Source organism: Micromonospora sp. SYSU B005 (genome assembly GCF_055362685.1).
On sequence record NZ_JAXCFU010000013.1, the window covers coordinates 1 to 17,240 of the forward strand.

A 17,240-nucleotide genomic window follows, 5' to 3' on the forward strand; every position below is an offset into this window, starting at 1 on the left:
GCCGGCATGACCCGCCGCATCACCCGCGGCCAACCCGCACGCCGCCAAGCCCGCCGCACCTTCACCCGGACCTGATCAACCCGATCTCAAACACGCTCTGAGCCCTCGGCGTAATCTCAGGCCCTATGAGCGCTCACGAAGGAGACGACCCAACGCAGCCCCGCCGGCCCGCCGACCTCATCGACGAACTGTGCGGGTGGATCGCCGACCAGCTCGGCGATCCCCGCCCCGAGCGCAAGAACGGCTGCCGGCCCGTCCCGACGAGCCGCTGCTGCGCGTGACCCCCGTAGGACCCCATCCCGCGCCTGTTCGGCCCGGTAACTAGTCCAGCTGGAGCTGGGGCCGTTTGGCGTTGCTAGGGCCTCTGACGGCGTCGTTAGCGGCGTGGCAGGCTTGGCCGCATGACCTCTGCACCACGGGTACGAGCTCCCGAGCTTCGCGGTCGCGCTTGGCTCAACACAGGCGGACGAAACCTGACATTGCGGCACCTCCGAGGTCGTTGCGTCATCCTAGATTTCTGGACGTTCTGCTGCATCAACTGCCTGCACGTGCTCGACGAGTTGCGCCCGCTCGAAGACAAGTACGGCGACGTCCTGGTCGTGATCGGCGTGCACTCGCCGAAGTTCGAGCACGAGAAGGATCCGGCGGCGCTGGCCGCGGCCGTCGAGCGGTACGGCGTGCACCACCCGGTGCTCGACGACGCCGAGATGGACATGTGGCAGCAGTACGCGGCCAAGGCCTGGCCGACGCTCGCCGTGGTCGACCCCGAGGGCTACGTGGTCGCCACCATGGCCGGCGAGGGGCACGCCGAAGGGCTGGCCCGGCTGATCGACGAGTTGATCGCCACCCACGAGGCGAAGGGCACGCTGCACCGGGGCGAGGGCCCGTACGTGCCGCCGGCCGAGCCGGACACGGTGCTGCGGTTCCCCGGCAAGGCGCTGCCGCTCGACGGCGGGAACCTGCTGGTCAGCGACTCGGCCCGGCACTTACTGGTCGAGCTGGCCGCCGACGGCGAGACGGTGGTCCGCCGCATCGGCGCCGGTTCCCGGGGTCGTACGGACGGCCCGGCCTCCGCCGCCACGTTCGCCGAGCCGCAGGGGCTCTGCCTGCTACCGCCGCACGTGGCCGAGGTGGCCGGCTACGACGTGGTGGTCGCGGACACCGTCAACCACCTGCTGCGCGGCGTACGGCTGTCCTCCGGCGAGGTGGTCACGGTGGCCGGCACCGGGCGGCAGTGGCGCTCGACAGTCGACGACCATGCGCACGACGCCCGCGCCGTCGACCTGTCGTCCCCGTGGGACGTGGCCTGGTACGACGATCGGGTGATCGTGGCGATGGCCGGCATCCACCAGCTCTGGTGGTTCGACCCGATGAAGCGGACCGCCGGCATGTACGCCGGGACCACAGTCGAGGCGCTGCGCGACGGCCCGCTGCCGGACGTGTGGATGGCCCAGCCGTCCGGGTTGTCGGTCTCGGCCGACGGCGCCCGCCTCTGGGTGGCCGACAGCGAGACCAGCGCGATCCGGTGGGTCTCCGGCGGAGAGATGCACACCGCCGTCGGTCAGGGCCTGTTCGACTTCGGGCACGTCGACGGCCCGGCCGACCAGGCGTTGCTCCAGCACCCGCTGGGCGTGTGCGCGCTGCCCGACGGTTCGGTGCTGATCGCCGACACGTACAACGGGGCGGTGCGCCGCTTCGACCCGGAGACCGGCCAGGTGGGCACCGTGGCGGACGGGCTGGCCGAGCCGAGCGACCTGGTGCTCACCGGTGAGGGCGACGTGCTGGTGGTCGAGTCGGCCGCGCACCGGCTGACCCGGCTGGCGCCGGGCGCGCTGACCTCGGCCGGCGCGAACACGGTGGACGGCCCTCGGCACCGGCTGGAGCGCAAGCCCACGGACGTGGCGGCCGGGGAGCTGACGCTCGACGTGATCTTCACGCCGGCGCCGGGGCAGAAGCTCGACGAGACGTACGGGCCGTCGACCCGGCTGGTGGTCTCGGCGTCCCCGCCGGAGCTGCTGGTCGAGGGCGCGGGCACGACCACCGACCTGTCCCGCAGGCTGGTGGTCAGCGGCGACGTGGCGCAGGGGGTGCTCCAGGTGACCGCCCAGGCGGCGACCTGCGACGCCGACGTGGAGCACGCGGCCTGCCACCTGACGCGGCAGGACTGGGGGGTACCGGTCCGGGTGGTCACCGGTGGCGCGACCCGCGTGCCGCTGGTCCTGCGCGGCATGGACGCCTGACGGTGCACGTTAAGAAGGGCCCCTTCCTCTACCGGAGGCCTTAATAAGGGGCCCTTCCTTTCACGCGAACGGAGTGAGCGTGACCCCCGCGTCGATGAGCGCGGCCCGTACCAGCTCCGCGCACCGCACCGCACCCGGCGTGTCCCCGTGCAGGCAGATCGACTCGACCGGGGCGGGGATCACCGTCCCGTCGACGGCGACCAGCGTGCGCTCGACGGCCATCCGTACCGCGCGGACGGCGACCTGCTCCGGGTCGGTCACCAGCGCGTCCGGTGAGCTGCGCGGCACGAGCGTGCCGTTGGGGAGGTAGTTGCGGTCGGCGAAGCCCTCGGCCACCACCCGCAGCCCGGCACCCGCGGCGAGCTGGGCCAGCACGGTGCCGGGCTGGCAGAGCACCGGCAGCTCGTGGTCGTACCCGCTGATCGCGGCGACCAGCGCGGCGGCCTGGCCCTCGTCGCGGGCCGCCGCGTGGTAGAGCGCGCCGTGCGGTTTGAGGTAGCGGACCCGGGTGCGGTACAGGCGGCAGAACGCGTCGAGCGCCCCGAGCTGGTAGATGGTCTCGTCGCGCAGTTCGGCGAAGTCGTACGCGATGTGCCGCCGGCCGAAGCCGGCGAGGTCCCGGTAGCCGACCTGCGCGCCCACCGCGACGCCGCGTTCGGCGGCGCCGGCGCAGACCCGGTGCATGGTGGCCGCGTCACCGGCGTGGAAGCCGCAGGCGACGTTCGCGGAGCTGATCAGGTCGAGCAGTGCGTGGTCGTCGCCGAGCCGCCAGCTTCCGAATCCCTCGCCGAGGTCAGCGTTGAGGTCCATGGAACGTCACCGTAGTGCCTGGCCGGGCCTGGGCGAGCGCTGTCACGTCGTCCACCACCCCGATGACCGGGTACCCGCCGGTCGTGGGGTGGTCGGCCAGGAAGACCAGCGGCCGGCCGTCCGGCGGCACCTGCACCGCGCCGAGCACCAGACCCTCGCTGGGCAGTTCGCCGGCGACCGCGCGGGTCAGCGCCGCGCCGGCCAGCCGCGCGCCGACCCGGTTGCTGTCCGGGCTCACCGTGTACGCGGCGCGGCACAGCAGATCGAGCGCCTCGGGGGTGAACCAGTCCTGCCGGGGGCCGGGGCGCACGCTCAGCCGTAGCTCGTCCGGGACCGGCCCGGTGACGGGGACGTCGACGGGTGCGGGTGGGCCGGCCGGGGTGCCGAGGGGCAGCCGGTCCCCGTCGCGCAGCGGCGGCGGTCCGAGGCCGGAGAGCGTGTCGGTGGCGCGGCTGCCGAGCACCGGCTCGACGGCGATCCCGCCGCTGACCGCCAGCCAGGTCCGTACCCCGGCGCGGGCCGGTCCGACGTGCAGCGCCGCCCCGGCGGGCAGCGCGAGCGGCCGTCCCACGTCCCCCGGACGGCGCGGTGCGGTCCCGGCCGGCCACTCGACGACCACGTCGGCCGGGGCGCCGGTGAGGGCGACAGCCACGGCCCGGGTGACGCGCATCGCGCAGCCGGTCAGGGTGATCTCCAGTCCGGCGGCGTCCTCGTCGTTGCCGACGAGCCGGTTGGCCAGGCGCAGGGCGGCCGGGTCGAGCGCGCCGGAGCGGGGTACGCCGAGGTGCGCCCACCCGGGCCGCCCTTGGTCCTGAACGGTGGTGAGCGCCCCGGCGCGCAGTACCTCGATCACGGCGCGTCGACCAGCCGGACGCGGGTGCCGGGAGCGAGACGGGCGGGCGGGTCGGCGTGCACGTCGAACAGCGGCAGGTCGGTGCGGCCGACGAGCAGCCAGCCGCCGGGTGACGCGGCGGGGTAGATGCCCGCGTACGGGCCGGCGAGCGCGACCGAGCCGGCCGGCACCCGGGTACGCGGCGTGGCGAGCCGGGGCACCGCCAGCTCGGGCGGCAGCCCGGTCAGGTACGCGAACCCCGGTGCGAACCCGCAGAACGCCACCCGGAACTCGGTACGCCGCAGCCGGTCCACGACTGCGGGCACGTCCACGTGCCAGTGGTCCGCGACGCGCGGCAGGTCCTCGCCGTCGTACACGACTGGCACCCGGACCTCGGTGGTGGCCGCGCCGGAGGCGGCGGTCCGGGGCTGCCAGCCGGCGATCCGCGCGGCTGCCGCCTGCGGGTCCGGTACGCCGTCGAGCAGCACGGTGGCGGCGCCGGGGACGATCTCGGTAGCGGTCAGCTCGCCCGCCTCGCGCCGGCGCCACAGTTCGGCCCGCCACGCCTGTGCCTGCTCCGCGTCGTCGCAGTCGAGGAGCAGAGCGTACGCACCGACCGGCCGGATCAGCATCCGGTCATCCTCCCGCCGGGTGAGGTGACGGTCCACACTACTTGCAAGTAACCTACGCCGTCGTAACCTATTGAGGTGACGACCTCCGCACCGCTCCGGCTCCGGCCGGCCGACATCGGGAAGCCGCGCATGCGCGGCTGGCTGCACGCTTACGCGTTCTTCGCCGCTCTCGTCTGCGGCATCGTGCTGTGTTCGATCGCCGCCGGTCGTCCCGGCTGGGCGCCGCTGGTGAGCTGCCTGATCTACAGCTTCACCGTGTGCGGGCTGTTCGGCACCAGCGCGCTCTACCACCGGCGGGTCTGGTCCGAACGCGGCTACCAGATCATGCGCCGGATGGACCACTCGATGATCTTCGTGTTCATCGCCGGCACCTACACACCGTTCTGCGCGCTGCTGCTGGACACCCGGCAGGCCACGATCATGCTGAGCCTGGTCTGGGGCGGCGCGATCGCGGGCGTGGCGGTCAAGCTGATCTGGCCGCACGCGCCGCGCTGGGTCTCCGCCCCGCTCTACCTGGCGCTCGGCTGGGTAGCGGTGGCCATGCTGCCGCAGATCCTGCACTCCGGTGGCGTGACCGCGCTGGTGCTGCTGAGCGTGGGCGGCGCGATCTACAGCGTCGGCGCGGTGTTCTACGCGCTGCGCCGGCCGAACCCGTGGCCCACCGTCTTCGGCCACCACGAGTTCTTCCACGCCTGCACGCTCGTCGCGGCGATCTGCCACCACATCGCGATCTACTTCGCGTTGTTCGCCTGAGCCGGGCCCGACATACCCCGGCCTGCCGTACTCCGGACCTGCCGGACCCCGGACATGCGCGAGGGCCCCGCACCGTTGCGGGGCCCTCGGGTTCTCGGGGGTCAGGCCGGGTAGCCCGAGCCCGGACGGCGCACCTCGCGGTACTCCTCGCGCACGACGCGGTCGTCGCGCACCGGCACCACCGGCTCGGCGACGACCTGCTCGCGTACCGGAGCGGCCACCACACGGCGGCGGCTGTTCCAGAAGTAGAGCGTGGTGAGCAGGCCGGCGACGCCGGCGAGCATGAGCACCCAGCCCACCACGTTGAGGTTCAGCCATCCGAGATCGGCGTCGACGGCGAACGCGAAGATCGCGCCGAGCGCGATGAGGAAGATGCTGGCACCGATGCCCATGACGTCGCCTCCTTGGCGTCCTGCTGGCGTTTCCTGCCCGCCGCGGCCATGGATGAGGTAGCGGCACACATCGACATACCCAGGCGCTTTGATCGTCAATCAGGCAAGCTGGGCGGTATGACGGACGGCAGGAACGGGCAGCGGACGCTGGTGCTGCTGCGGCACGCCAAGGCCGAGCAGTCCGCGAACGGCCCGGACGCGGAGCGGTCGCTCACCGCGCGGGGTCACGCCGACGCCGCGGCGGCCGGCGCCTGGCTGGCCCGACAGGGGCTGCTTCCCGACGTGGTGCTCTGCTCGCCCGCGCGGCGCACCCGGCAGACCTGGCACGACGTGGCGATGGGCATGACCGGCTCGCCGCCGGAGGGCGGCCCGGCGGGCTCGGCTCCCGCGGTGCGATACGAGGTGACCGCGTACGACGCGCTTCCGGATCAGCTGCTGGAGCTGCTGTGGACGGTCGAGCCGGCCGCCGGGACGGTGCTGCTCGTCGCGCACAACCCGGGGATCTCCCTACTGTCGGCGCTGCTCGATCCGCAGCGGGCGGACCCGGACGGGCTACGGACCACCGACCTGGTGGTGCACAGGCCGACGACCCGCTGGGCCGACCTCGCGCCGGGGAACGCGCCGATCACCGGCCGCCACACCGCACGCGCCTGAGCGGACGGCTCAGACCCGGCTGTCGTAGGCCGCCCGGTTGGTGAGCACGTCGTCCATGTGCGTCTCGGCCCAGGTCTTCAGGCCCCGGATCATCTCGTGCAGGGAGAACCCGAGGTCGGTCAGCTCGTAGGTGACAGTCACCGGCACTGTCGGCTCCACAGTGCGGGTGATCATTCCGTCGCGCTCCAGGGCGCGCAGCGTCTGGGTGAGCATCTTCTGGCTGACCCCGGGCAGCGTGCGGAACAGCTCGGAGTATCGCCTCGGCCGCGGCTCTCCGGCGCAGTCCGCTCCGAACCGGTGCGAGCCGTCGCTGCGCAACGCGGCCAGCACCAACGTGACCCACTTGTCGGTGATCCGGTCGAGCAGTTGCCGGCTGGGGCACTGGGCCAGGAACGCGTCGTACTCGGCCTTGCTCATGCTCTGCTCCTGTCACGCCGGTGAGCTACGCACTTTGAGGTGCCTACTTCCCCCCGGAAAGTTACACCCCGATAGTGGAGGCCGGGCACCGCCGATCCGGCCGTGCCCGTGACGGACGACGAGAGCCAAGAGGTACACGCATGGCCCGCACCACCCTTCCCGGCGGCACCTGGACGCTGGGAGACCTGACCGTCACGCGGTTCGGCTACGGCGCGATGCAGCTCGCCGGTAAGTGGGTCATGGGACCACCAGCCGACCACGACGGCGCCCTGGCGGTGCTGCGCGAGGCGATCACGCTCGGCATCACCCACGTCGACACCAGCGCGGCGTACGGGCCGTACGTCACCAACCGGCTGATCCGGGAGGCGCTGCACCCGTACCCGGAGTCGCTGCACATCGTCACGAAGGTCGGCGCGGACCGGGACGAGCAGGGCCGCTGGCCCACGGCCCGGGACCCGGAGAGCCTGCGGCGGCAGGTGCGGGAGAACCTGGAGACGCTCGGCGTTGACGCGCTCGGCGTGGTCAACCTGCGGCTCGGCGACGCCACGGGCCCGCAGCCCGGGTCGCTCGCCGAGGCGCTGGAGACGCTCGCCGCGCTCCGGCAGGAGGGCCTGATCCGCCACCTCGGCCTGAGCAACGTGACGCCGGAACAGGTGGCCGAGGCGCAGGCGATCGCGCCGATCGTCTGCGTGCAGAACCAGTACAACCTGGCCCACCGCGGCGACGACGACCTGATCGACGAGCTGGCCCGGCAGGGCGTCGCCTACGTGCCGTTCTTCCCGCTCGGCGGGTTCACCCCGCTGCAGTCCTCGGCGTTGTCGGCGGTCGCCGGACGTCTGGGGGCGACGCCGATGGGCGTCGCCCTGGCCTGGCTGCTGCGGCGCTCGCCGAACATCCTGCTGATCCCCGGCACCAAGTCCGTCGCACACCTGCGCGAGAACGTCGCCGGCGCCGGGCTGGCCCTCTCCGGCGACGACCTCGCCGAGTTGGACCGGATCGGCAGCTGAGACGCGGCGTCAGGACGGCGGTGCCGTCGGCGGCGGCGGGTCGGGCGGCGGCGGCATCATCGCTGTCGGATGCGAGAGCCGGTTCTCCTCCACGATGAGCGTGCGGGCCCGCTTGCGGCGGTCCTGCCAGAACCACAGCGTGGTCAGCAGGACACCCAGCCCGGCCAGGATGAACACCCAGCCGACCGCGCGCAGGTCGATCCACCAGACGTTGGCCCGGATGGCGAAGGTCATGATCGCGCCGAGCGCGATGAGAAAGATGGCGCTACCAATGCCCATGTGCGCTGCACTCCCCCGTGCGATGGCCTTGGGCGTACTCGGTCGTGGTCCGCGACGGTTACCCGCCACCGGGCCGCCTATCCACCCGGGCCGCGCGCACGACGACGGCCGGCGGGCTGGGGCCCGCCGGCCGTCGTCATGAGGGGGAGAGTGACGTTTCAGGGGTGAAAGCCCCCGGAAGGGCTCAGAAGACCTCCTCCGGGAGGTCCATGATCTCCAGGTCGGTGCCCTCGATGATCCGCCGGTCGGCGCCGATGCGGGGCAGCACCTCGCGGGCGAAGAACCGGGCCGCGGCGACCTTGCCGGTGTAGAAGGACTTGTCGGCCTCGGAGACCTCGCCGGCCAGCGCCTTCAGCGCCACGTCCGCCTGCTTCTGCAGCAGCCAGCCGACCACCAGGTCGCCGATCGCCAGCAGGAACCGGCGGCTGCTCAGGCCGACCTTGTAGAGCGCGCGGGTGTCGCCGCCCTGGGCCTCGCCCAGCCAGCCGGTCATCACGCCGAGGATGTTCTGGATCTCGGCGAGCGCCTTGCCGAGCGCCTGACGCTCCTCCTTGAGCTGGCCGTTGCCGGCCTCGGAGGCGATGTGCTCCTGGATCTCGGCGGCGACCGCCATCAGGGCCTTGCCGTTGTCCCGGACGATCTTCCGGAAGATCAGGTCGAGGCTCTGGATCGCGGTGGTGCCCTCGTACAGGGTGTCGATCTTGGCGTCCCGGACGTACTGCTCCAGCGGGTAGTCCTGGAGGAAGCCGGAACCGCCGTAGGTCTGGAGCGCCTCGTGACCGAGCAGCTCGTACGCCCGCTCCGAACCGACGCCCTTGACCAACGGCAGGAGCAGGTCGTTCACCCGCTTCGCCAGCTTGGTGGCCTTCTCGTCACCGGCCGCCTCGGCGATCGTGACCTTGTCCTGCCAGGTCGCGGTGTAGCAGACGAGCGCGCGCAGGCCCTCGGCGTACGACTTCTGCAGCAGCAGCGAGCGGCGCACGTCCGGGTGGTTGGTGATGGTCACCCGCGGGGCGGTCTTGTCGGCCATCTGGGTGAGGTCGGCGCCCTGCACCCGGTTCTTGGCGTACTCCAGGGCGTTGAGGTAGCCGGTGGAGAGCGTGGCGATCGCCTTGGTGCCGACCAGCATCCGGGCGTACTCGATGATCATGAACATCTGGCGGATGCCGTCGTGCTTCTCGCCCAGCAGCCAGCCCTTGGCCGGTACGCCGTGCTCGCCGAAGGTGACCTCGCAGGTGTTCGAGACCTTCAGGCCCATCTTGTGCTCGACGTTGGTGGCGTAGACGCCGTTGCGCTCGCCCAGCTCGCCGGTCTCGGGGTCGAAGTGGTACTTCGGCACGACGAACAGCGACAGGCCCTTGGTGCCCGGGCCGCCGACACCCTCGACGCCGACCGGGCGGGCCAGCACGTAGTGGACGATGTTGTCGCTCAGGTCGTGCTCACCGGAGGTGATGAAGCGCTTCACGCCCTCGATGTGCCACGAGCCGTCCGGCTGCTGGATCGCGCGGGTACGGCCGGCGCCCACGTCGGAGCCGGCGTCCGGCTCGGTGAGGACCATGGTCGAGCCCCACTGCTTGTCGATGAACAGCCGGGCCCACTTCTTCTGCTCCTCGGTGCCCTCGACGTGCAGCACGTGGGCGAAGGACGGGCCGGAGGCGTACATCCAGATCGGGGCGTTGGCGCCGAGCACCAGCTCGGCGAGCGACCACCAGAGGGCACGCGGGGCGTTGGTGCCGCCCAGGGACTCCGGCAGGTCCAGGCGCCAGAACTCGGAGTCCATGAACGCCTTGTACGACTTCTTGAACGACTCCGGCAGCGGCGCGGTGAACGTCGCCGGGTCGAAGACCGGCGGGTTGCGGTCGCTGTCCGAGTAGCTGGCAGCCAGGTCCTCGCGGGCGAGGCGGTCGACCTCGCCGAGGAAGCTGCGGGCGGTGTCGACGTCCAGGTCCGTGAACGGCGCCTGGCCGAGCGTCCGGTCCGCCCCGAATACCTCGAACAGGTTGAACTCGAGGTCCCGCACGTTGCTCTTGTAGTGGGTCATGCTCGCTGGCCCCGCTTCCGGACAGGTGTTACCGATCAGTAACTCCAGACTGTATTACTCGCCGGTAGGCAACGACAAGCCGATCTCGGAAGTGACAGCGATTACACACTTCCCGTTCATCCGTCGGCGGCGCCGACCTCCCAGCTCGGAACCGGGGTGGCGGTGGTGCTGCGCGGGCCGACGTACTCCATCAGGACCAGCGCGATGTCGTCGTCGAGCCGGCCGTGCACCCACTCGACCAGGGCGGTCTCCAGCGAGGCCAGCCCGTCCGCGACGGTGCCGTGGCCGAGCAGCCGCCAGGCCCGGTCGGCGGTGGGGAAGAACTCACCGTCCCGGCGCGCCTCGCCCAGCCCGTCGGTGAAAAGCAGCAGCCGGTCGCCCGGTTCCAGCCGCTCCACCCGGGGACGGACCACGGGCATGAAGCCGAGCGGCGGCGCGGGCGCGGGCGGCTCCAGCGGGATCACCGCGCCCCGGCGCAGCAACAGCGGTGGCGGGTGCCCGCAGTTGACGATGGTGAGCGTGCCGCCGCGCTCCTCGACCAGAGCCGCCGTGACGAAGTCCTCGTCGCCCACGTTGCGGGCCACCGCACGGTCCAGGTCGGTCACCACCGCGCGCAGGTCGGCCCGCTCGTACGCGACGTGCCGGTAGGAACCGAGCACGATGCTGGCCAGGCGGACCGCGTCCAGCCCCTTGCCCCGTACGTCACCGATGATCATGCGGACGCCGTACGGGGTGTCCATCACCTCGTACAGGTCGCCGCCGATCTCGGCCGTCGCGGTGGACGAGATGTACCGGGCGGCCACCGCCAGCGTGCCGACCTGCGGGCCGAGCGGTCGCAGTACCGCCTGCTGAGCGACCGAGGCGAGCCGGGACAGTTCCGCGATCCGGTCCGCCTGGCGCTGGCGTACCGCCGCCGTCGCCGCCGCGATCGCGGTGGCCAACCCGACCGCTGTCACATTGACGACTGTCACCAGCGGGCTGCCCCGCTCCGCGACGGCGAAGCCGATGCCGATGGCGGTGGCGAGGCCGCCCACCGCGAGCACCACCCGCCAGGACGCCAGGGCCGCCGCGAGGAACGGCGCGCCGACCATCAACGCGAGGTAGTGCGCCGGACGGCCGTCGGCCAGTTCCACCGCGACCACGATCGCGAGCAGCGCGAGGGCCGCGCCGAGGCCGGCGCGGGATCCGGGACTCAGCGGGCCTCGGCCCGGCTGGAAGGGTTGCGTGCGTACATCGGACAGCATGCCTGATGGACGTGAACGGGAGAATGAACCTGGCCCGTCGGTCGTGGAAGTTCTGCCCGAGTGGCCGGTCAGCCGAGCACCTCGTACCGGACGTTCACGTGGCCGAGGCTCGTGGCGGCGATGGTCGCGAACGCGGCGCGGGACAGGTCCAGGCACCGGCCGTCGATGAACGGGCCGCGGTCGTTGATCCGCACCACCACCGACTTGCCGTTGGCCGGGTTGGTGACCCGCACCTTCGTGTTGAACGGCAGCGTCTTGTGCGCGGCGGTGAGCGCGTCCGGGTTGAACGACTCGCCGTTCGCCGTCATCTGGCCCTCGGCGTAGAAGGAGGCGCCGCAGGAGCCGCTGTCCACGACCTTCGGGCTGCTCGTCTTCTTCGCCGTCGGCGACGGGGAGGCGGTCCGGGCCTTGCTCCGGGAGGCCGCCTGGGTGCGGCTCGCCTTCGGGCTCGGGGTGGCCTTCGGCGACGGGCTGAGGCTCGCGCTCGGCGAGGCGGACGCGCTCGGCGAGGGGGCGGCCGACGTGGCGGCGGGCGTGCTGGGCAGCGTCTCGACCACGGCCGGCTCGGCGGGCGGCTCGGCGGAGGTGAGCCGCACGGCGCCGACGGTACCGCCGACCGCGAGCGCCACACCGACCGCCGCGGTCGCGGCGATGGCGGCGGGCGAGGAGAACTTGCGGGTACGAAGGTGCCTAGCAGCCACCGGCCCGGTCCTTTCGTCAGCTGAACAAACCGGCCCGGACCGTAACGAGAGAAGCACTTCCGAAGTCAACGTGATCATGGTGCTATGCCCGCATTTACCCTGGTACGTGTAGCCGATCACGCCAGCGTCGATCGGCCGAACGGCCCACCGATCCGCCAGGATGGCAACCGTAGATCCGCCAGGATGGAAAGCGTGCTGAGTCGTCGCCTGGTCGAGCTGTTCGGGTGGATCGACCCCGGCCCGGGCAGCACCCACCTGGTCAGCGACATCTCCGGCTGGTGGCGTGACCCCGAGGTGCTGGCCCAGGTCGGGCCGGCGGTGGCCGGGCTGTTCCCCGAGGACCGCCCGACCGTCGTGATCGCCCCCGAGGTGACCGGGCTGCTGCTCGGCCCGCTCGTCGCGGTCGCCGCCGGCGCCGGTTTCCTGCCCGCGTACAAGGACGGTGGCGCGCGGCGCCGGGTCGGGCCGACGCGCTGGGCGCAGACACCCCCCGACTACCGGGGACGGCGGCTGCGGGTCGGCGTGGACGGCCGGCGCCTGAGCCCCGGCGACCGGGTGCTGCTGGTCGACGACTGGGTCGACACCGGCGCGCAGCTCGACGCGCTGAGCCGGGTCGTCCGGGACGCAGGCGCCGACCTGATCGGCGCCGCCGCGCTGGTCGCGACCTGCCCGCCCGAGGTCGCCGCGCGGCTGGGGCTGCGCGCCCTGCTCACCGGCGACCAGCTGCCGTGAGACGCCGCGAAACCGGATGAGCTACGGCGGTACGGTGCCGTAGCGTCGGCAGCATGTGGCCCCGCATCGGTGGATTGCGCGCACTCGCCCTCGGCACACCAGGCGAGCTGCGCACCCGGCTCAACACCCTCGTGCTCTCCGGCGTGAAGACCGCCACCGCCGGGCTGGTCCAGGAGTACGACGACGAGAACGAGGAACTGGAGTACGTCGGCGAGCGACTGGTCCTGGTCGACGACAACGACGCGCTCGTCGGCGTCGTGGAGGTCACCGGCGTCGAGGTGGTGCGCTTCGCCGACGTGCCGTGGGACTTCGCCCGCGCCGAGGGTGAGGGCGACCGGTCGATCGAGGAGTGGCGCGAGGGCCACGGCGCCTACTGGGCCCGGCAGGGCACCCCGGTCACCGACGACACCCGGATCGTCTGCCTCCGGTTCCGGCTGGTCTCCACCGAGGGCAGCGTCGGCACCTAGCCGGCCCGGCGCAGCTCCGGCAGCAGCGCCGCCGCCTCCACCAGCACCGCCTCGTCACCGGCGTACCAGCTGCTGGCCCTCGGCCAGTGCGTCACCACGTCGGTGAAGCCCAGCCGGGCCGCCCGCGCCACCTGCTCGGCGAGGAAGTCGGCGCTGGTCAGCGAGAACACCGGAGCCGAGTCGAGCGACAGGTAGCGGTCGAGCGTCGCCGGGTCACGGCCGGCCTGCTCCAGCGTCCGCGTCATCCGGTCGGACAGCTCCGCCACAGTGCCCCACCACGCCTCGACGTCCTCGCCGCCGAGCCCGGTGGTGACCCAGCCCTGCCCGAACCGGGCGACCAGCCGCATCGAGCGGGGACCGTTCGCGGCCATCACGAACGGCACCCGAGGCTGCTGGACGCACCCCGGGTTGTTGCGCGCGTCCACGGCGGTGAACCACTCCCCGCGCCAGGTCGTGCCGTCCTCCCGCAGGATCGCGTCGAGCAGCTCGGTGAACTCGGCGAACCGGTCCACGCGCTGCCGGGGCGGCAGCGTCTCGCCGCCGAGCACCGCCGAGTCGAAGCCGATGCCGCCCGCGCCGAGGCCGAGCAGCACCCGGCCGTCCGACACGTCGTCGAGCGCCGTCACCTGCCTGGCGAACGCCGCCGGGTGCCGGAAGTTCGGCGACGCCACGAGCGTCCCCAGCTTCACCCCGGACGTCACGCCGGCCGCCGCGGTGAGCGTCGTCCACGAGTCGAACCACGGCCCGTCGACCAGGTCACGCCAGCCCAGGTGGTCGTAGGTCCAGGCGTGGTCGAAGCCCCACTCGTCCACCTGGGCCCACCGCCGACGCGCTTCCGACCAACGCTGGTCGGGCAGGATCACGATGCCGATTCGCATGATCGCCAGGGTACGACCCGGGCCGGACATCCCGGCCCGGGTCGCGGGGGATCACGCCGCCAGGTCGGCGACCACGCAGGCGACGTTGTCCGGCGCGCCGGCCGCGTACGCCAGCTCGACCAGGCGCTCGACGGCCGTCTCCGGGTCGTCCGCCTCGGCCAGCGCCGCGTGCAGCGCTCCCGGGTCCACGACGGCGGAGAGACCGTCGGAGCAGAGCAGGTAGCGGTCGCCGGGCAGCGCGGTCCGCAGCGCCAGGTCCGCCTCCACCTCCGCGCCCGCGCCGAGCGCCCGGGCCAGCAGCGCCCGCTGCGGATGCGCCCCCGCCTCGGCGGGCGTGAGCCGGCCCTGGTCGACGAGCGTCTGCACGTACGTGTGGTCCTGGGTGAGCCGGGACAGCTCACCGCCGCGCAGCAGGTACGCCCGGCTGTCCCCGACGTGCACCAGCGCGAGCCGGGTGCCGCGCCGTACGAGCGCGGTGAGCGTGGTGGCGGGCTGGTCGGCGTCGGTGGCGTGCGCGCGTACCGCCCGGTCGGCCCGGGTCACCGCGTCGGCAAGCGCGGCAAGCATGTCGGCCTGCGGCGCGTCCGCCTGCTCCAACGGCCGCAGCGCGTCCACCGCCGCCGCACTGGCGGTGGACCCGGCGGGACCGCGTACGCCGTCGGCGACCGCGAGCAGCGTCGCGCTCGCGTACGCGGTGTCCTCGTTGGAGTCGCGGACCGTGCCGGTCTCGCAGCGCGTCGCGTACCGGAAGGTGGTCTCGGACATGGTGGTGCCCCTCTCGCTGAGCGTGTCGACGAGGAGCGCGACGGCCCGGCCGCGCGCCGCGGTGTCCGCGCTGACCCGCCGCCACCAGGCGTCGAGCGCCTCGGCGGCGGCAGCGGGCGGAAGGCCGCAGACGGTACGGATCTCGGCCAGCGGCATCCCGGCCCGGCGCAGCCCGGCGATCAGCCGCGCCCGGTCCGCCTGCTCCGGCGCGTAGTAGCGGTAGCCCGAGTGCGGATCCACAGCGGCAGGGGGCAGCAGCCCGCAGTCGTCGTAGATGCGCAACGCCTTGGCGCTCAGGCCGGTCGCCCGGGCGAACGCGCCGATGGTCAGCAGCCGCACCGTGCCTCCCTCGCGCTCCTCGTGCCGGTCACCGCGACCGGCACCGGTCACGCTGGGCCTTGCCGCAGGGGACGGGTCAAGGCGTCGTTGCCGCCAGTTTGGCGAGCATCCGGCCCAGATGCGGCTCGATCGTGCCGGCCGGCGCCCCGGTCACCTCGGCCGTCGTCCACCAGCGGATGCCGGCGAACTCCACCGGATCGGGCGTGAACCGCTGGCCGCGGTGGGCGGAGAGCACGTACCAGAGGCTGACGTCGGTGTGCCGCTGCTCCGGCGGGCCGACCGTCTCGGTGACGGTGAGGAACGCCGGGCGCTCGCCGAACGACGGCGCGAAGACCGCCGCCACGCCCAGTTCCTCCCGCAGCTCGCGGCGCACCGTGTCGGCCGGGTGCTCGCCGGGCTCGACGTGACCGCCGCTGGGCAGCCACATGCCGGCAAGGCGGTGGTCGACCAGCAGCACCGCGCCGTCGGCCGGGTCGCGGAGCAGGAAGTACGCGACCAGATGCGGCGACGGCGTACGCGGCTTGGCCCGGCGGAAGATGTCCTCCGTGCCGGCCAGCCAGGTCAAGGCCGCCTCCCGGTGCCGCGCCTCCAGCTCGTCCCCAGGTGTCAGTTCCTCGACCAGTGCCCGGATCTCGTCCCGCATCCCGCCGATGCTGCCAGCCGGGTACGACGGGGTCAGTCCGGCGGCAGCGGGTTGGCGTCGGCAGCCGCGCGGACGAACTCGCGTACCCGGGTGGTGGTGTTCCCGGCCGGCCACACCGGACCGCGACAGATCGGCGGCGCGTCGTGGATCGGCACGTATGCCACGTCCGGGCGGGCGTAGAACTGCCGGGCCTGCTCACCCACCGGCAGCACCCCGCGCCCTAGCGCGACGAGCGCCAGCATCTCGGAGAAACTGCCGCCCACCGGGCCCTTCGGCACCGGGCGGCCGGACGGGGTGCGGTCCGGCGTGCGGTCCTGCTTGAACGCGGCCGAGGTGACCGCCGGGTACTGCACCACCGGATGGTCGCCGAGCACCTCCAGCGACACCGACTCCTCGGCGGCGAGCGGATGGCCCGCGGCCACCGCGAGCACCCGGCGCTCGCGCAGCAGCACCGGGCCGTTCGCCATGCCGTCGAAGGGGTACGAGGCGATCAGCACGTCGATCGTGCCGTCCAGCAGACTCGACCGGGTGCTGGCCAGCGGCGCCTCGTGCACGTGCACCTCGCAGTCCGGGTGGCGCTCGGTGAACAGGGCGACCGCGCGCAGCAGCACCGGCGCTGTCGACTCACCCACGTACGCCACCCGCAGCTCGCCGGTGAGCCCGCGCCCGGCATCGACGGCCCGCTGCACCGCCGCCTCGATGCCGGCCACCAGCGGGCGCATCTCCTCGGCCAGGCGGGCGCCGATCGGGGTGAGCCGGACGACCCGGCTGGTCCGCTCGAACAGCGGCGCGCCGATGCGGCGTTCCAACTTGCGCACCACGTGGCTGACCCGGCCGGTGCTCACCCGCAGGCGCTCGGCGGTCCGCCCGAAGTGCAGTTCCTCGGCCAGGGTCAGGAACGTCTCGACCTCGTACCGCTCCAGCACCGGAGCACCTCCGTCGTTGCCTGCGGGTAAACGATCGTAGTCCGGATCGGGCTTGGTCCGGAGGGCGCGCCGGACCAGGGTTGACGGCATGCACAACCATCTCGTGACGGTGACCGGTTTCGACCACCTCGTCCTCTCGGTGAGCGACGTCGAGCGTTCCCTCGACTTCTACTGCGGCACGCTCGGCCTGGCCCCGGTCCGGGTCGACAGGTGGCGGGCCGGCGAGGTGCCGTTCCCCTCCGTACGCGTCGACGCCGGCACCATCATCGACCTGATCGAGGGCGACCCGACCGGGTCCAACGTGGACCACTTCTGCCTCGTGGTGGAGCCGGTCGACTGGCAGCGGGTGGTCGACTCCAGCGTCTTCACCGTGCTGACCGGCCCGGTCCCGCGCTTCGGCGCGCGCGGCACCGGCACCTCGATCTACGTCAGCGACCCGGACGGCAACACAATCGAACTGCGCTGCTACCCGGCCGACGCCTAACCTG

General features: G+C 72.8%; 21 protein-coding genes. 8 read left to right on the forward strand and 13 right to left on the reverse strand.

Going from position 1 to position 17,240, the window contains the following annotated elements:
* The first annotated feature begins 125 nt into the window (after positions 1-125).
* Both SM452_RS24350 and SM452_RS24355 read left to right on the forward strand, forming a co-directional pair.
* On the forward strand, positions 126-281 hold the full coding sequence (locus tag SM452_RS24350; protein ID WP_355513519.1) for a hypothetical protein: 156 nt from the start codon (positions 126-128) through the stop codon (positions 279-281).
* A gap of 120 nt (positions 282-401) precedes the next feature.
* Complete coding sequence (locus SM452_RS24355; RefSeq protein ID WP_355513522.1) at positions 402-2,240, forward strand: NHL domain-containing thioredoxin family protein; 1,839 nt, start codon at positions 402-404, stop codon at positions 2,238-2,240.
* 60 nt (positions 2,241-2,300) lie between these two features.
* Here the strand turns inward: SM452_RS24355 and SM452_RS24360 are convergent, their stop codons facing one another.
* The 3 genes from SM452_RS24360 to SM452_RS24370 are packed head-to-tail and all read right to left on the reverse strand — an operon-like array spanning position 2,301 to position 4,514.
* Positions 2,301-3,050, reverse strand: a complete 750-nt coding sequence (locus SM452_RS24360) for a LamB/YcsF family protein (RefSeq protein ID WP_071097253.1) — start codon at positions 3,048-3,050, stop codon at positions 2,301-2,303.
* Entirely contained in the window at positions 3,034-3,903 is an 870-nt protein-coding gene (locus SM452_RS24365) for a 5-oxoprolinase subunit C family protein (protein WP_463840781.1), read from the reverse strand. The genes SM452_RS24360 and SM452_RS24365 overlap by 17 nt, the downstream gene beginning before the upstream one ends.
* Positions 3,900-4,514: a 5-oxoprolinase subunit B family protein gene (locus SM452_RS24370; RefSeq protein WP_463840782.1), complete on the reverse strand. Its 615-nt coding sequence runs from the start codon at positions 4,512-4,514 to the stop codon at positions 3,900-3,902. Before SM452_RS24370 ends, SM452_RS24365 begins: the two co-directional genes overlap by 4 nt.
* 75 nt (positions 4,515-4,589) lie before the next feature.
* Between SM452_RS24370 and trhA the strand changes: the two genes are divergently transcribed.
* A complete protein-coding gene (trhA, locus tag SM452_RS24375; RefSeq protein ID WP_262012817.1) occupies positions 4,590-5,267 on the forward strand; it encodes a PAQR family membrane homeostasis protein TrhA in 678 nt (225 codons plus the stop codon).
* 101 nt (positions 5,268-5,368) lie between these two features.
* On the opposite strand, the gene SM452_RS24380 is transcribed toward trhA, so the two are convergent.
* Positions 5,369-5,659, reverse strand: a complete 291-nt coding sequence (locus SM452_RS24380; protein WP_318331784.1) for a DUF6458 family protein — start codon at positions 5,657-5,659, stop codon at positions 5,369-5,371.
* Positions 5,660-5,776: 117 nt separating this feature from the next.
* Here SM452_RS24380 and SM452_RS24385 point away from each other — a divergent pair, with 117 nt between their 5' ends.
* On the forward strand, positions 5,777-6,313 hold the full coding sequence (locus SM452_RS24385) for a SixA phosphatase family protein (RefSeq protein WP_262012818.1): 537 nt from the start codon (positions 5,777-5,779) through the stop codon (positions 6,311-6,313).
* A gap of 9 nt (positions 6,314-6,322) precedes the next feature.
* Here SM452_RS24385 and SM452_RS24390 read toward each other — a convergent pair whose 3' ends face one another.
* A complete protein-coding gene (locus SM452_RS24390; RefSeq protein WP_262012819.1) occupies positions 6,323-6,730 on the reverse strand; it encodes a winged helix-turn-helix transcriptional regulator in 408 nt (135 codons plus the stop codon).
* Positions 6,731-6,870: 140 nt separating this feature from the next.
* On the opposite strand from SM452_RS24390, the gene SM452_RS24395 reads away from it, so the two are divergent.
* Positions 6,871-7,737, forward strand: a complete 867-nt coding sequence (locus tag SM452_RS24395) for an aldo/keto reductase family oxidoreductase (protein WP_355513535.1) — start codon at positions 6,871-6,873, stop codon at positions 7,735-7,737.
* 9 nt (positions 7,738-7,746) lie between these two features.
* Here the strand turns inward: SM452_RS24395 and SM452_RS24400 are convergent, their stop codons facing one another.
* The 4 genes from SM452_RS24400 to SM452_RS24415 form a co-directional block, all read right to left on the reverse strand.
* Positions 7,747-8,016, reverse strand: coding sequence for a DUF6458 family protein (locus SM452_RS24400; RefSeq protein WP_013283345.1), 270 nt, complete (start codon positions 8,014-8,016; stop codon positions 7,747-7,749).
* 184 nt (positions 8,017-8,200) lie between these two features.
* A complete protein-coding gene (locus SM452_RS24405; protein ID WP_355513538.1) occupies positions 8,201-10,057 on the reverse strand; it encodes an acyl-CoA dehydrogenase in 1,857 nt (618 codons plus the stop codon).
* A 116-nt stretch (positions 10,058-10,173) separates the two neighbouring features.
* Positions 10,174-11,301, reverse strand: a complete 1,128-nt coding sequence (locus SM452_RS24410; protein ID WP_355513541.1) for a PP2C family protein-serine/threonine phosphatase — start codon at positions 11,299-11,301, stop codon at positions 10,174-10,176.
* Between the two features lie 68 nt (positions 11,302-11,369).
* Positions 11,370-12,002, reverse strand: coding sequence for a septal ring lytic transglycosylase RlpA family protein (locus tag SM452_RS24415; RefSeq protein WP_262012823.1), 633 nt, complete (start codon positions 12,000-12,002; stop codon positions 11,370-11,372).
* Between the two features lie 183 nt (positions 12,003-12,185).
* Here SM452_RS24415 and SM452_RS24420 point away from each other — a divergent pair, with 183 nt between their 5' ends.
* Together SM452_RS24420 and SM452_RS24425 are read left to right on the forward strand one after the other, a co-directional pair.
* On the forward strand, positions 12,186-12,734 hold the full coding sequence (locus tag SM452_RS24420) for a phosphoribosyltransferase (RefSeq protein WP_463840783.1): 549 nt from the start codon (positions 12,186-12,188) through the stop codon (positions 12,732-12,734).
* A 53-nt stretch (positions 12,735-12,787) separates the two neighbouring features.
* Positions 12,788-13,201, forward strand: a complete 414-nt coding sequence (locus tag SM452_RS24425; protein ID WP_151500991.1) for an ASCH domain-containing protein — start codon at positions 12,788-12,790, stop codon at positions 13,199-13,201.
* On the opposite strand, the gene SM452_RS24430 is transcribed toward SM452_RS24425, so the two are convergent.
* The 4 genes from SM452_RS24430 to SM452_RS24445 all read right to left on the reverse strand — a co-directional run bounded on the left by SM452_RS24430 (position 13,198) and on the right by SM452_RS24445 (position 16,752).
* The gene (locus SM452_RS24430) at positions 13,198-14,109 is read right to left on the reverse strand and encodes an LLM class flavin-dependent oxidoreductase (RefSeq protein WP_463840784.1); all 912 of its coding nucleotides are present in this window, start codon (positions 14,107-14,109) and stop codon (positions 13,198-13,200) included. The two genes, SM452_RS24425 and SM452_RS24430, sit on opposite strands and share 4 nt — an antisense overlap.
* Positions 14,110-14,130: 21 nt before the next feature.
* Positions 14,131-15,183, reverse strand: coding sequence for a MerR family transcriptional regulator (locus SM452_RS24435; RefSeq protein ID WP_463840820.1), 1,053 nt, complete (start codon positions 15,181-15,183; stop codon positions 14,131-14,133).
* A 76-nt stretch (positions 15,184-15,259) separates the two neighbouring features.
* On the reverse strand, positions 15,260-15,826 hold the full coding sequence (locus SM452_RS24440) for an NUDIX hydrolase (protein ID WP_463840785.1): 567 nt from the start codon (positions 15,824-15,826) through the stop codon (positions 15,260-15,262).
* Positions 15,827-15,858: 32 nt separating this feature from the next.
* Positions 15,859-16,752 (reverse strand): LysR family transcriptional regulator, encoded by an 894-nt coding sequence (locus tag SM452_RS24445; protein ID WP_463840786.1) that lies wholly within the window; start codon positions 16,750-16,752, stop codon positions 15,859-15,861.
* A gap of 88 nt (positions 16,753-16,840) precedes the next feature.
* On the opposite strand from SM452_RS24445, the gene SM452_RS24450 reads away from it, so the two are divergent.
* Positions 16,841-17,236: a VOC family protein gene (locus tag SM452_RS24450; RefSeq protein WP_355513559.1), complete on the forward strand. Its 396-nt coding sequence runs from the start codon at positions 16,841-16,843 to the stop codon at positions 17,234-17,236.
* Positions 17,237-17,240 lie beyond the last annotated feature (4 nt).